Below are 14,532 nucleotides of genomic sequence, written 5' to 3'. Positions count from 1 at the left end.
CCTTCGTAAACTTCACAATGGCCTTCAGCCCCGCGCAAGCAAAGGCGCCCGCTTGATCGCGATGCGACCCGGCGGGCTGCGCGTTTCGCTCCCGGCCTGTGCCACGCAACAGCGGGCGGCACCGGGAACGCGGAACTGTCGTCCAAACCCACGTGATCGGCGCCGATGCGCCTGACCTCGCGAGAGGGGCGGAGACCTACCCCCCGTCCCATCCCGAGTCAAGCGATTTGGCATCCCGATAAAGGAACGGGGCGGATGGTTTCCCGTCCGCCCCGTTCAAATCCGGCGCTACTCGCGAGGCGCCGCTGACGCTGCGGCTTACTCCGCTGCGATGGGGTCGCCGCCGGGCGGCAGCGCAGGCTGCGCGGCTGGAAGGCGCGTCTTGTCCTTCTGCGCTGCGATGGCACGCAGGCGGTTCATGACGGCGCCGGAGCCAGCCGGGATCAAGCGTCCGACGATGACGTTCTCTTTCAGGCCTTCCAAGCGATCCACCTTGCCGGCCACCGCCGCCTCCGTCAGCACTCGTGTCGTCTCCTGGAAGGAGGCGGCGGAGATGAAGGAATTGGTCTGGAGGCTCGCCTTCGTGATGCCCTGCAACACAGGCTCGGCCCGTGCGGGCCGCTCCTTTGCCTCGATCCGCTTCTCGTTCTCGATGTCGAACTCGATGCGGTCCACCTGCTCGCCGATGAGATAGGTCGTGTCGCCCGGCTCGATGATCTCGACCTTCTGCAACATCTGGCGAACGATCACCTCGATGTGCTTGTCGTTGATCTTCACGCCCTGCAGTCGGTAAACATCCTGTATCTCGTTGACGAGATAGTTCGCGAGCGCCTCGACCCCCAGCACGCGCAGGATGTCGTGCGGGACGCGCGGGCCGTCCACCAGCGGGTCGCCGGCGCGGACGTAGTCCCCTTCCTGTACCGACACGTGCTTGCCCTTGGGCACGAGGTACTCGCGCGGTGGGGGCTGCTCGTCGCCGACCGCATCGGGAACCACGACGATGCGACGCTTGGCCTTGTAGTCCTTCCCGAACTCCACCCGCCCGTCGATGTCCGAGATGATCGCGGCGTCCTTCGGACGACGCGCCTCGAACAGCTCGGCCACGCGCGGCAGACCGCCCGTGATGTCACGGGTCTTCGAGGATTCGCGCGGCAGGCGGGCAATGACGTCGCCCGCGTGCAGTTCGGCCCCGTTGTCCACGTTCAGGATAGTCGAGGGCTGCAGGTTCACGCGCGCCACTTCGCGCCCGTTCTCGCGGATCACGATACCGGGGCGAAGGTTGGCGTTCTTGCCGCGCTCCACCGGCTCACGCACCACCTTGGAGGTGAGGCCCGTGACCGGGTCGGTCTCCTCGTAAAGGGTGATGCCCTCGAGCAGGTCGGTGTATTCCACCGTGCCCGCGCGATCGATGATGATCGGCAGGGTGAAGGGGTCCCACTCCGCCAGCTTCTGCGCACGCGTGACGGTCGCGCCGTCATCGGCAAGCAGCTTGGCGCCGTAGGGCACGCGGAAGCGCGCACGCTCCCGGCCCTGTGCGTCGTTCAGCACGATCTCGCAGTTACGGGACATGACGATCGTCACACCCTCGGAGTTCGTGACGACGTTGCGGTTCAGCACCTTGATCGTACCGTCGCCCGTTGCCTCGACCGCCGATTGCTCCGCGCTCCGCTGCGCCGCACCACCGATGTGGAAGGTACGCATCGTCAGCTGCGTACCCGGCTCACCAATGGACTGCGCGGCGATGACGCCGACCGCCTCACCCGTGTTGACCGGCGTACCGCGGGCGAGGTCGCGCCCGTAGCACATGCCGCAGACGCCTTGGCGCGCGTCGCAAGTCAGGACGGAGCGGATATACACTTCCTCCACGCCTGCCTTCTCGACCTCCTCGGCCATGACTTCGTCCACCAGCGTGTGACGGGGCACGATCACCTCGCCCGTCACGGCGTCGGCGACGTCGCGCTGCACCGTGCGGCCCAGGATCCGCTCGGAAAGCGAGGAAACAACCTCACCCCCATCCAGCACTGCCCGCACCGTGATCCCGCGCTCGGTCCCGCAATCATCGTCCACGATGATGCAGTCCTGCGCCACGTCCACGAGCCGCCGCGTGAGGTAGCCCGAGTTCGCCGTCTTCAGCGCCGTATCAGCAAGGCCCTTCCGGGCGCCATGGGTGGAGTTGAAATACTCGAGGACTGTCAGCCCCTCCTTGAAGTTGGAGATGATCGGCTGCTCGATGATCTCGCCCGACGGCTTGGCCATCAGGCCGCGCATGCCCGCGAGCTGCCGCATCTGCGCCGGCGATCCACGCGCGCCGGAATGCGACATCATCCACACCGAGTTCGTGGGCTTGCCCGCCTCCTGCCGCGAGATCTCCTTCATCATCGCGCCCGCGACCTCTTCCGTCGCGCGCGACCAGGCGTCCACCACCTTGTTGTAGCGCTCGCCCGCGGTGATCAGGCCGTCGAGGTACTGCTGCTCGAACTCCTTCACCTCGCCCTTCGTGCGCGCGATCATCCCTTCCTTCTCGGCGGGGATCATCATGTCGTCCTTGCCGAAGGAGATGCCGGCTTTCGCCGCATTCCGGAAGCCGAGGCCCATCAGGCGGTCGGCGAAGATCACCGACTCCTTCTGGCCACAGTGACGGTACACCGCGTCGATGACGTCGGAGATCGAGCGCTTCGTCAGCTGCCGGTTCAGGATGGAGTAGGGCAGGTTCGGATGCGCCGGGAGCAGGACACCCATCATCATGCGGCCAGCCGTCGTAGCAACCCGCTCCATGACCTTTTTGCCATCCGCATCGACCGTCTGCCGGCGCGCCCGGATCTTGCTGTGCAGCGTGATCGAACCGGCGGCCAACGCCATTTCGATCTCGCCCATGTCGGCAAAGGCCGGAGCTTCTTCCTCCTTGGCAACCCGGAACTCGGGTGTTTCCAAGGACAGGTAATACAGGCCCAGAACGATGTCCTGCGACGGCACGATGATCGGCTTGCCGTTCGCAGGGCTGAGGATGTTGTTGGTGGACATCATCAGCACGCGCGCTTCCAGCTGCGCCTCGAGGCTCAGTGGGACGTGGACGGCCATCTGGTCGCCGTCGAAGTCAGCGTTGAACGCGGTGCAAACGAGCGGGTGAAGCTGGATGGCCTTGCCCTCGACCAGCACCGGTTCGAAGGCCTGGATGCCCAGGCGGTGCAGCGTCGGCGCCCGGTTCAGCAGGACGGGGTGCTCGCGGATGACTTCCTCGAGGATGTCCCAGACCTCTGGCCGCTCCTTCTCCACCATCCGCTTCGCAGCCTTGATGGTCGTCGCGTGCCCGTACTTCTCGAGCTTGGAGTAGATGAACGGCTTGAACAGCTCGAGCGCCATCTTCTTCGGCAGCCCGCACTGATGCAGCTTCAGCTCAGGGCCGACCACGATGACCGAACGGCCGGAATAGTCGACGCGCTTACCGAGCAGGTTCTGCCGGAAACGGCCCTGCTTGCCCTTCAGCATGTCGGATAGCGACTTCAGCGGCCGCTTGTTGGCGCCCGTAATGGCGCGGCCACGGCGGCCGTTGTCGAACAGCGCGTCCACCGCCTCCTGCAGCATGCGCTTCTCGTTGCGCACGATGATGTCGGGCGCACGCAGCTCAATCAGACGCTTCAGCCGGTTGTTCCGGTTGATGACGCGACGGTACAGGTCGTTCAAGTCGGAAGTCGCGAAGCGCCCGCCATCCAGCGGCACGAGCGGACGCAGCTCGGGCGGGATCACCGGGACGACGTCAAGGATCATCCACTCCGGACGCGCGCCGCCCTCGGCGAAGCTCTCGATGAGCTTCAGCCGCTTCACCAGCTTCTTGCGCTTGGCCTCGGAGGTCGTCTCCTTGAGCTCGCCGCGAAGGCGCGTGCTCTCCTTGCCCAGGTCGATGCCAGTGAGCATCTGCTTCACCGCCTCGGCGCCGATGCCGACCGTGAAGGCGTCCTCGCCGAACTCGTCCTGCTTCGACTGGTACTGGTCCTCGTTCAGCAGCTGATGAAGCTTGAGGTCCGTCAGGCCGGGCTCGAGCACAACGTAGCTCTCGAAGTACAGGACCTTCTCCAGCTCCTTCAGCGACATGTCGACCATCAAGCCGACGCGGCTGGGCAGCGACTTCATGAACCAGATGTGCGCGACCGGGCTGGCGAGCTCGATATGACCCATGCGCTCACGACGCACCTTGGCCAACGTCACCTCGACGCCGCACTTCTCGCAGATGATGCCGCGGAACTTCATCCGCTTGTACTTGCCGCAGAGGCACTCGTAATCCTTGATGGGCCCGAAGATCCGGGCGCAGAACAGCCCGTCCCGCTCCGGCTTGAAGGTGCGGTAGTTGATCGTCTCGGGCTTCTTGATCTCGCCGTAGGACCAGGAGCGGATCTGCTCCGGCGAGGCGATCGTGATCTTGATCTGATCGAAGGTGACGGCCTGGCCAGTCTGGCCAAGGATCTTCATCAGCTCGTTCATGGGCCTTCCTTCTAAGTCCAGCCTGCCGCGGCAAGCCGCGGCACAATCAGCGGCCGGCCCCGCTGGGAAGGGGCCGGCGCGATCCTCATTGGGTCGTTCAGGAGCCGCGGTTCTCGAGGTCCACGTTCAGGCCAAGGGACTTCAACTCCTTGGTCAGCACGTTGAAGGACTCGGGAATGCCGGCCTCGAAGGTGTCCTGGTCGCGCACGATCGCCTCGTAGACCTTCGTGCGGCCGGAAACGTCGTCCGACTTCACCGTCAGCATTTCCTGCAGCGTGTAGGCCGCGCCGTAAGCCTCCAGCGCCCAGACCTCCATTTCGCCGAAACGCTGGCCGCCGAACTGCGCCTTTCCGCCCAGCGGCTGCTGGGTGACGAGCGAGTAGGGGCCGATGGACCGCGCGTGGATCTTGTCGTCCACGAGGTGGTGCAGCTTCAGCATGTAGATGTAGCCGACGGTGACCTTGCGCTCGAAGCGCTCGCCCGTCCGTCCGTCCACCAGCCAGACCTGCCCGGACCGGTCGAGCCCCGCCTTGTCGAGCATGCGCTCGATGTCGGAAGGGCGCGCGCCGTCGAACACCGGGGTCGCGATCGGGACGCCGCGGCGCAGGTTCTCACCGAGATCGAGGAGTTCCTCCTCCCCGAGGTTGGCGATCTGCGTCGCCGTCTCCTCATCCTCGAAGACGTCCGCGAGCTTCTCCAGGAGCGGCTCGCGGTTGGCACCGGCGCGGCGGTAATCCTCGACCAGCTCGCCAATCTGCTTGCCGAGGTTGGCACAGGCCCAGCCCAGATGCGTCTCCAGGATCTGCCCGACGTTCATGCGCGACGGCACGCCGAGCGGGTTTAGCACGAGGTCCACCGAGGTCCCGTCCTCCAGGAACGGCATGTCCTCGATCGGCACGACGCGGGAGACGACACCCTTGTTCCCATGACGCCCGGCCATCTTGTCGCCCGGCTGCAGCTTGCGCTTCACCGCGACGAAGACCTTGACCTGCTTCATGACGCCGGGCGGCAGCTCGTCGCCGCGCTGCAGCTTCTCGACCTTGCTCTCGAAGCGCTTCTGCAGACGCTCGACAGCAGCGTCGAACTCGCGCTTCAGCGCCTCGATCTCGGCCTGCACCGCATCGTCGGTCACGCCGATCTGGCGCCAAGTCATGCGGTTGAACTCGTCCAGCACGTCGTCGGTGATGACCGTGCCCTGCTTGACGCCCTTGAAACCACCCGCGGCCTTGCGGTTCAGCAGCTTCTCGCGGAGACGGCCGGTAAAGGACCGCTCCTGGATTGCGCGCTCGTCGTCGCGGTCCTTCGCCAGGCGCTCGATCTCCGCCCGCTCGATCGCCATGGCGCGTTCGTCCTTGTCCACGCCGCGGCGGGAGAAGACCCGAACGTCCACGATCGTACCGGACACGCCCGGAGGCAGGCGCAGCGACGTATCGCGCACGTCAGACGCCTTCTCACCGAAGATGGCGCGAAGGAGCTTCTCCTCCGGCGTCATCGGGCTCTCGCCCTTCGGCGTGACCTTGCCGACGAGGATGTCGCCCGGCTGCACCTCGGCACCGATGTAGACGATGCCCGCCTCATCAAGGTTGCGCAGCGCTTCCTCGCCGACATTCGGGATGTCGCGGGTGATCTCCTCCTGGCCCAGCTTCGTGTCGCGGGCGCTCACCTCGAACTCATCGATGTGGATGGACGTGAACACGTCATCCCGCGCGATGCGCTCGCTAATGAGGATGGAGTCCTCGAAGTTGTAGCCGTTCCAGGGCATGAACGCGCAGAGTACGTTCCGGCCCAGGGCCAGCTCGCCCAGCTCCGTCGAAGGCCCGTCGGCGATGATGTCGCCGGAGCGTACTTCCTCGCCCACGCGCACAAGCGGACGCTGGTTGATGCAGGTGGACTGGTTGGAACGCTGGAACTTCCGGAGACGGTAGATGTCGACGCCCCGCGTCGTGCCGTCATCGCCCGTCGCCCGCACCACGATGCGCGCGCCGTCGATGGAGTCCACCACGCCGTCACGCCGCGCCACGATGGAAGCACCGGAATCCCGCGCGACCGCGGCCTCCATGCCAGTGCCCACCAGCGGCGCGTCGGACTGCACGAGCGGCACCGCCTGCCGCTGCATGTTGGAGCCCATCAGCGCGCGGTTCGCGTCGTCGTTCTCAAGGAACGGGATCAACGCGGCCGCGACGGACACCAGCTGCTTCGGCGAGACATCGATCGCGGTGACCTCTTCCGGCTTCACGAGCCGGAAGTCACTGCCCTGGCGCACGGAGACCAGCTCCGACCGGAACTCACCGGTCGAGCGGTCCACTTCGGCGTCGGCTTGCGCGACAACGAGCTTCTCTTCCTCCATCGCGGACAGGTACCGGGGCTCACCGACGATCTTGCCGTCGCGGACCATCTGGTAGGGCGTCTCGATGAAGCCGTACTTGTTCACCTTCGCGAAGGTCGCGAGCGAGTTGATCAGGCCGATGTTCGGCCCTTCCGGCGTCTCGATCGGGCAGATTCGGCCGTAATGCGTCGGGTGCACGTCGCGCACCTCGAAGCCGGCGCGCTCCCGAGTCAGGCCGCCCGGCCCGAGCGCGGAGAGGCGCCGCTTGTGCGTCACTTCCGAGAGCGGGTTGGTCTGGTCCATGAACTGCGACAGCTGCGAGGAGCCGAAGAACTCCCGCACCGCGGCCGCCGCCGGCTTCGCGTTGATCAGGTCGGTGGGCATGACGGTGTCGATATCCACCGACCCCATCCGCTCCTTGATCGCGCGCTCCATGCGGAGCAGGCCGACGCGGTACTGGTTCTCCATCAGCTCGCCGACCGAGCGCACCCGGCGGTTGCCGAGATTGTCGATGTCGTCGATCTGGCCCTTGCCGTCCTTCAGCTCGAGCAGCGTGCGGACCGTGGCGATGATGTCGTGCTTGCGCAGCGTACGCTGGGTGTCCGGCGCCTGCTCCATCGAGAAGCCGAGGCGCATGTTCATCTTCACGCGGCCGACGGCCGAGAGGTCGTAGCGGTCGGGGTCGAAGAACAGGCCGCGGAACAGCGTCTCCGCAGTCTCGGGCGTCGGCGGCTCGCCCGGGCGCATGACGCGGTAGATGTCCATCAGCGCGTCTTCGCGGTTGGAGTTCTTGTCCACCGCGAGCGTGTTGCGGATCCAGGGGCCGACGGTCTGGTCGATGGCGAGCGTCGGCAGCTTGTCGTAGCCCGCTGCCTCGATGGCCGCGAGCTTCGCCTCGGTCAGCTCGTCGCCGGCCTCGGCGTGGATCTCACCGGTGGACAGGTCCACGAGATCCTCGGCCACGAAGCGGCCGAGCAGATCGAGGCGCCCGACGAGCACCTCCTTCGTGCCGTCCTCCGCGATCTTGCGGGCGGCGCGCGGCGTCAGCTTCGCATCCTTCTTCGCGACCACGGCCCCCGTTGCCGCGTCCACCAGGTCCTCCGCCAGCTTCACGCCACGGAAGGAATCCGGGTTGTACGGCCGCGACCAGCCCTGCGGCCCGCGGGAGAAGACGACCTGCGCGTAGAACGCCGACAGGATCTCCTGCGCGTCCATGCCGCGAATCTCGGAAACCTCGACCGGCGTCGTGCCGCGCTGCGCACGCAGCGCCTCGGTCTCCGTGCCATCCAGCGCGTAGAGCAGCGTCGTCGCCGGCAGCTTCCGCTTCCGGTCGATGCGGACGTAGCAGATGTCCTTTGCGTCGAACTCGAAGTCGAGCCATGAGCCGCGATAGGGGATCACCCGCGCCGCGAAGAGGAACTTGCCGGAAGAATGCGTCTTGCCCTTGTCGTGGTCGAAGAACACGCCGGGCGAGCGATGCATCTGGGAGACGATGACGCGCTCCGTCCCGTTCACGATGAACGTGCCGTTCTCCGTCATCAGGGGGATATCCCCCATGTAGACGCCCTGCTCCTTGATGTCGCGGATCGAGCGGGCGCCGGTATCCTCGTCGATGTCCCAGACGATCAGGCGCAGATGGGCCTTCAGCGGGGCGGCGAAGGTCAGGCCGCGCTGGATGCACTCCTCCACGTCATACTTCGGCTCCTCGAACTCGTAGCGCACGAACTCGAGCGACCCGCGGCCCGCGAAGTCGTTGATCGGAAAAACGGAGCGGAAGACCTCCTGCAGGCCCGTGTTCGTGCGCTGCGCCGGATCAACCTCCATCTGCAGGAAGGTCTCGTAAGACGCGCGCTGGACGTCGATCAGGTTCGGCATCGGCGCCACCTCGGGCAGCCGCCCGAAGGACTTGCGAAGACGCTTCCGCGTGCCGAACCCCTTGCCGTCGAAGCCCTTGCTGATAGCGTTCATGCAGTCCTGCTTCCCTCTGCCCGTCCGCCACGCGCCCCCGTGGCGGACCGCCCAATCTCGTGGCCAGAGCCCAACCTTCGCGGCCAGGGCATCCAGCGAAATGCGGGCACGGGCGGAAACCCGTTGGTTTCCGCCCGGCCCGAACATCATGTCTGCACCCGCGGGATATAGGCCCCCGCAGGCTGGAAGTCACGCCCAGGCGAAATCCGGTGAAGGACCGATTCGCCGCCTCAGCCTTCGGCCTCAGCGGCTCGGACCTTACTTGACTTCGACCTTGGCGCCGTTCTCCTCGAGGACCTTGCGGATCTTCTCCGCCTCGTCCTTCGAGACGCCTTCCTTCACAGTCTTCGGCGCACCCTCGACCAGATCCTTGGCTTCCTTGAGGCCCAGGCCGGTGATGGTGCGGATCTCCTTGATCACGTTGATCTTCTTGTCGCCGCCGGCGGCAAGGATCACCGTGAACTCGGTCTGCTCCTCGACGGGAGCGGCAGCGGCGGCACCGCCGCCGGCAGCCGGGGCGGCCGCCATGGCGACGGGCGCCGCGGCGGAAACGCCCCACTTCTCCTCGAGCATCTTGGAGAGCTCGGCGGCCTCCAGGACGCTGAGGGAGGACAGCTCGTCAACGAGCTTCGCGAGATCGGCCATCGTGTGTGTCCCTTGATCTAGTGGCTTGGCTTGATAGTTGCAACCCGATCAGCAACCGTTCCGCCGCTGATCGGAAATCGTCTCGTCACGCGGCTTCTGCCTGGTCCCCGGCATTTGCCTTGTCGGCATATGCCTTCAGCACCCGCGCCACCTGCCCGGCCGGAGCCTGCAGGACGCCCGCGATGCGCGTGGCCGGGGTCTGGATCAGACCCACGAGCTGCGCCCGGAGCGTTTCGAGCGACGGCAGCTCGGACAGCGACTTCACCCCGGCGGGGTTCAGCAACTGGTCACCGAGGGCCGCGCCCAGGACGACGAACTTGTCGTTGCCCTTGGCGAACTCCAGCGCCGTCTTCGCCACCGCCACGGGGTCCCGGGACCACGCGAGCGCGGTCGGACCCTTCAGCAGGGGCGTGATGGCCTGAAAGCGGGTGCCGTCGAGGGCGAGGCTGGCCAGCCGGTTCTTCGCGACCTTGTAGGTCACCCCGGCCGCCCGCATGCGGCGCCGCAGGTCGTCCACCGCCGCGACCGTGAGCCCGTCATTCCGGGCCACGAGCACGAAGGAGGTCTCCGCGAACGCCGTACCGAGCGTCGAGACGAACTCGCGCTTCTCCGTACGATCCAACGCACGTCTCCAACGAAGGCCAGGATCTGGTGGAGGGACCCCGGCCGGTTCACGCGGGGGCGCACCCTCTCGGGCGCACCCCGGTTCGCCTGTCAGATCAAGCCGGAAGCCAAGCCACGACCGGCGGGACACCCCGCCGGGCCGTTTCGTCTGGCACCCCGTCTCCCCGTTGCGCGGCGAACCGCATCAAAGCCCCTACTCGGGCCACACCGGGTCTCGGACAGGTTTCGGGCGGGTCTCCCCGCCCTGCCCATGGCGGCCACGAAGGACCGCCATGAATTTCGTTCAGCCGGCCCCGTTACGCAGATAGGGTCGCCGGATCCACCTTGATGCCGCGCCCCATCGTCGAGGACACGGCGACCTTCTTCACGTAGGTGCCCTTGGCACCCGACGGACGGGCGCGCTGGATGGCGTCCACGAAAGCCTTCGCGTTCTCGAGGAGCTTGCCCTCCTCGAAGGAGGCCTTGCCGATGCCGGCATGGACGATGCCCGCCTTCTCGGCCCGGAACTCCACCTGGCCGGCCTTGGCGGCGGTGACCGCACCCTTCACGTCCATCGTGACGGTGCCGAGCTTCGGGTTCGGCATGAGGCCGCGCGGCCCGAGCACCTTACCCAGCCGACCGACGAGGCCCATCATGTCGGGCGTCGCGATGCAGCGGTCGAAGTCCATCGTGCCGCCCTGGACCGTCTCCATCAGGTCCTCGGCGCCGACGATGTCGGCCCCGGCGGCGCGCGCCTCCTCGGCCTTCGGGCCGCGGGCGAAGACGGCGACGCGGACGGTCTTGCCCGTGCCATTCGGCAGACCGACGACACCGCGGACCATCTGGTCGGCATGGCGCGGGTCGATGCCGAGGTTCATGGAGATCTCGATCGTCTCGTCGAACTTGGCGGTCGCGCCCTTCTTGGCCAGCGCGACGGCCTCGGCGAGGGCATAGGCCTTCTCGGCCTCGAGGCCTTCGGACACGGCGCGGAGGCGCTTGGAAACCTTCGGCATGGTCAGCCCTCCACCACCTGCATGCCCATCGAGCGGGCGGAGCCGGCGAGCATGCGGACGGCCGATTCCACCGTCTCGCAGTTCATGTCCTTCATCTTGACCTTGGCAATCTCCTCCAGCTGCGACCGGGTCACGCGGCCGATGGTGCCGCCCTTGCCCGGGGTCTGGGAGCCCTTGTCGAGCTTCGCCGCCTTCATGAGGAAGTAGGTGTTCGGCGGGGTCTTCGTGATGAAGGAGAAGGTGCGGTCCGTGAACGCGGTGATGACCACCGGCGTCGGCGTGCCGGGCTCCATGCCCTGGGTCGCCGCGTTGAATTCCTTCACGAAGGCCATGATGTTCAGGCCGCGCTGGCCGAGGGCGGGGCCCACCGGCGGCGACGGGTTGGCCTTGCCGGCCGGGATCTGCAGCTTGATGTAGCCGGCGATTTTCTTCGCCATGACTACCTCCTTTCAGTCGGAGGCCCGCGGTGCATGCGGCCCGGCCGATGGCGGCCCAGACCTCCCGCGTTCCTGTGAAAAACGGCACGGCCGGCAAGACCCGGCCGTGCTGCGGCCCCGCTCTTAGACCCCCTCCCCCGTCCTGTCCAGCATGAAGGGAGCCCGCGGCGGGAACGGCGCCTCAGGCCGCCCGTGGCACCAGGACCGTTACGTCCGGCGGCTCGGCAAGGGTCGCGAGCAGCCGCCCCAGGTCACCGCGCGCCTCGCGCCACGTGAGATAGCGGCGCTGGTGCTCCCGGCTTTCCCAGCCCTGCTCCAGGACGATCACCTCGGGCCGGTCGGCATCGGTCAGCGTACGGCTGTACCGGCAGCCCTCCGCCCGGCGCGTCTCGGGAAGAGCCTCGGCGAGGATCGCGAGTGTCTCTATCGGCGCCCGGGAGACGAGGCGGAGCGTTACGCCGACGCCGGCACCCGCCTCCCGCACGGCATCCACCACGTGTCGCGCGACGGCGGCCGCCGAGGCCGGGTTCTGCCCCGTGACGAGATGAGCGTCGCGAACGGCGTGGGCCTGGAAGGCCGGGCCGCCCTCGAACATGGCCCCGAGCTCCTGCAGGCGCGTCTCGAGTAGGAACGGCATCGCCTCGGTCAGCCCGATGGCCGCCTCCTCGGCGTTCGTGAAGGCATTGACGCGGCGGCCCGCCACGATCGGCCGGCCGTCTCCGCGCCGTGCCGCGAGCAGCCCGGCGGGACCATGACAGACGGCGGCGACCACGCCGCCCCGGTCGAACAGCGACCCGACAAGCCGGGCCAGCGGCTCGCTCCCCGGCAGGTCCCACATCGTACCGTGCCCGCCGGGCAGGAACACGCCGTCATAGCGGCCGGCATCCGCCTCGGCGACGGGAAAGGCACCCCGCAGAAGAGCCATGGCGCCGGGGTCGCGGAGGAACCGGGCAACGGACGGCTCGTTCGCCCCGACCGCTGCCTCGAGGGAGCACGGGTCGTGCGGCGGGGGGCCACCGGCGACGGAGGCAATCTCCACCTCGATGCCAGCATCACGGAAGATCCAGTAGGGGGTGGCGAGTTCCTCCCAATGGAAGCCGGTGCGGCGGCCGGTGTCGCCGAGGGCGGCGTGGCTCGTGGTGACAATGAGGAGGCGGGGCATCTGGCCCTCCGGACGGGGTTTCGCGCCGGGCACCATGCCCGTCGCCGACACCCCGTCAGTTGCGTCCACGGCCATGAAATCAGAAATCGGAAGTGATGATGCTCCGTATCATCGAGTTTTGCTGATGGATCAGCCGGGGCAGGCGGCCGCGAAGGCATCCCGGACGGCGTGGCGGAACCACACCTCGCCCGGATCGCGGTCGAGCGGCGCGCGCCAGGCGAGCGCGTTCGCGACGGGGGGCATGGCAACCGGCGGCGCCTCGATCGTGAGGCCGCCGAGGGCAGCCAGCCGCGCCGCCACAAAGTCCGGCACCGTCGCGAGCCGGTCCGTCCCCGGCAAGACGGCGAGCAGCAGCGCGAAGGAGGAGACACCGACCGCGACGCGCCGCGCCATCCCCCGATCGCCGAGGAGGCGGTCGAGTGGCCCAGCAAGGTCCCCCGCCGGCGTCACAAGGGCATGCGGGCGTGCGCAGAAGGCGTCCAGGTCGCCCGCCACGGGCGGGCTCGCGGCGTCGCGGAGCAGGACCCAGGGCGCGTGGCGCAGGACGCGAACCTTGGCCGTTGCCGGCGCATCGTCCCGCAGCCACCCCGCGACGGTGCCGACCTCACCGACCCCCAGCATCGCGGGCAGCGTGCGGTAGTCGCCGACGCGGAGGACGAGATCGCAGGCCGGGGCTTCCTCCCGCAGCCGCGCCGACAGGATCGGCAGCGCGGCGAAGGCGAAGGCATCCGTGCAGCCGAGCCGAAAGATCCGCGCGTCGTGCCCCGGCACGAAGGGCCGCGCCCCGGCCATTGCTTCCACGAGCCCGAGCAGATGCGGCCGTGCGGCCTCCGCGATCTCCAGCGCGCGCGGCGTCGGTTCCATGCCGCGCCCCGTCCGCACGAGCAATTCGTCGCGGAAAAGGTCGCGCAGACGCGCCAGCGCCGCGGAGGCCGCGGGCTGTGACACGCCAAGGCGACGCGCGGCCGGGGTCACCCCGCGCTCCTCGACGAGGGCGACGAGCGTCACGAGCAGGTTGAGGTCGGGCGTGGCAGCCAAGGCGCGCGCCGTGGTCGTAGAGGCCGGGGGCCGCGCCGATGCAGTCCGCCCGACCCTAAATCACGTCGCGATTCACGTCCTTATACAGCAGGTACTCGCAGACCTCGTTGCCCGTCGCGTAGATCTGCTGCGGCACGAAGGGGCCCATCCAGACGAAGTCGCCGGTCCAAAGCTCGTGCCAATCGCGCCCCAATAGCTGCAGCGCCTGGCCCTGGAGCATGACCATCCCATGCTCCATGACATGCGTCTCAATGCACCAGAAATGCGCGCCAGGCTGGTAGCACATGATGTTCATCTCGAAATCCATGGCCATGTCGGCGGTCCCGAGGAGGAGGTGCCGCCACCGCGGCCCGTTGTCCTCCCGCCGCGCGGTGTCGCGGTGGCCGACGATGGGGCGGGGCTGCGCCAGCACGGCCCGCGGCTCCTCGTAGGGCTTGCGCACCCAGATCAGGCGCGCCTCCTCCGGGCCCGCGTTGAAGATCCGGACGTCCTGGCCGTTTGGAAAGTAGACGTAGCCGCCGGGCGTCAGCGTGACGGCGGCCCCCTCCACCTCCGCCTCCACCGTCCCGGATAGGACGTAGAAGAACGCCTGCGCGTCGCTTTGCAGTTCCGCGGGCTGGGGTCCCCAGGCCTTCGGCGGCATGATCAGCAGCGCCTGGGCAAAACGCGCGCCCATCCGCGGCGTCGTCTGGAACCGGACGATGCAGCCCGGCCAGGCCGGCAACAGGCTGTCCATGATCCCCTCCGGCGGGAAGACGCAGTAGTGCGGCGTCAGCATCGTCCGGTTGTGGCCGATGATGCCGGGCGGTGGGTTCGGGGTCGGGACGCGCATCGGGGTGCCTCGGGGTGGTGGGGCTGCGCACC

Annotated in this window: 9 protein-coding genes; all 9 read right to left on the bottom strand. The window is 67.7% G+C overall.

Annotated features, from left to right (window positions below; translation table 11 throughout):
• Positions 1-318: 318 nt before the first annotated feature.
• A complete protein-coding gene (rpoC, locus tag ACE7GA_RS15580) occupies positions 319-4,476 on the bottom strand; it encodes a DNA-directed RNA polymerase subunit beta' (RefSeq protein WP_376088138.1) in 4,158 nt (1,385 codons plus the stop codon).
• A gap of 97 nt (positions 4,477-4,573) precedes the next feature.
• On the bottom strand, positions 4,574-8,770 hold the full coding sequence (gene rpoB / locus ACE7GA_RS15575) for a DNA-directed RNA polymerase subunit beta (RefSeq protein WP_376088135.1): 4,197 nt from the start codon (positions 8,768-8,770) through the stop codon (positions 4,574-4,576).
• 258 nt (positions 8,771-9,028) lie between these two features.
• On the bottom strand, positions 9,029-9,415 hold the full coding sequence (gene rplL, locus ACE7GA_RS15570) for a 50S ribosomal protein L7/L12 (protein ID WP_376088132.1): 387 nt from the start codon (positions 9,413-9,415) through the stop codon (positions 9,029-9,031).
• An 85-nt stretch (positions 9,416-9,500) separates the two neighbouring features.
• On the bottom strand, positions 9,501-10,037 hold the full coding sequence (gene rplJ / locus ACE7GA_RS15565; protein WP_376088129.1) for a 50S ribosomal protein L10: 537 nt from the start codon (positions 10,035-10,037) through the stop codon (positions 9,501-9,503).
• 298 nt (positions 10,038-10,335) lie between these two features.
• A complete protein-coding gene (gene rplA, locus ACE7GA_RS15560) occupies positions 10,336-11,031 on the bottom strand; it encodes a 50S ribosomal protein L1 (protein WP_376088127.1) in 696 nt (231 codons plus the stop codon).
• Between the two features lie 2 nt (positions 11,032-11,033).
• Positions 11,034-11,468 carry a 50S ribosomal protein L11 gene (gene rplK / locus ACE7GA_RS15555; protein ID WP_376088124.1) on the bottom strand — a complete coding sequence of 145 codons (435 nt, stop codon included), beginning with the start codon at positions 11,466-11,468 and terminating at the stop codon, positions 11,034-11,036.
• Positions 11,469-11,649: 181 nt separating this feature from the next.
• Entirely contained in the window at positions 11,650-12,630 is a 981-nt protein-coding gene (locus tag ACE7GA_RS15550; protein ID WP_376088121.1) for a DJ-1/PfpI family protein, read from the bottom strand.
• A gap of 129 nt (positions 12,631-12,759) precedes the next feature.
• Entirely contained in the window at positions 12,760-13,668 is a 909-nt protein-coding gene (locus tag ACE7GA_RS15545; RefSeq protein ID WP_376088118.1) for a LysR family transcriptional regulator, read from the bottom strand.
• Positions 13,669-13,723: 55 nt separating this feature from the next.
• Positions 13,724-14,500 carry a (S)-ureidoglycine aminohydrolase gene (gene allE, locus ACE7GA_RS15540; protein ID WP_376088115.1) on the bottom strand — a complete coding sequence of 259 codons (777 nt, stop codon included), beginning with the start codon at positions 14,498-14,500 and terminating at the stop codon, positions 13,724-13,726.
• Between the last annotated feature and the right edge of the window lie 32 nt (positions 14,501-14,532).

Source organism: Roseomonas sp. CCTCC AB2023176, assembly GCF_042259275.1.
Lineage (GTDB): Bacteria > Pseudomonadota > Alphaproteobacteria > Acetobacterales > Acetobacteraceae > Roseomonas.
Note: the sequence above shows the minus strand (reverse complement) of the source record. Positions and strands in the feature narration are given on the sequence as shown.

Coding starts and splice junctions, on each gene's coding strand:
- rpoC (WP_376088138.1), bottom strand. CDS start 4,476: ATGAACGAGCTGATGAAGATCCTTGGCCAGACTGGCCAGGCCGTCACC.
- rpoB (WP_376088135.1), bottom strand. CDS start 8,770: ATGAACGCTATCAGCAAGGGCTTCGACGGCAAGGGGTTCGGCACGCGG.
- rplL (WP_376088132.1), bottom strand. CDS start 9,415: ATGGCCGATCTCGCGAAGCTCGTTGACGAGCTGTCCTCCCTCAGCGTC.
- rplA (WP_376088127.1), bottom strand. CDS start 11,031: ATGCCGAAGGTTTCCAAGCGCCTCCGCGCCGTGTCCGAAGGCCTCGAG.
- rplK (WP_376088124.1), bottom strand. CDS start 11,468: ATGGCGAAGAAAATCGCCGGCTACATCAAGCTGCAGATCCCGGCCGGC.
- ACE7GA_RS15550 (WP_376088121.1), bottom strand. CDS start 12,630: ATGCCCCGCCTCCTCATTGTCACCACGAGCCACGCCGCCCTCGGCGAC.
- allE (WP_376088115.1), bottom strand. CDS start 14,500: ATGCGCGTCCCGACCCCGAACCCACCGCCCGGCATCATCGGCCACAAC.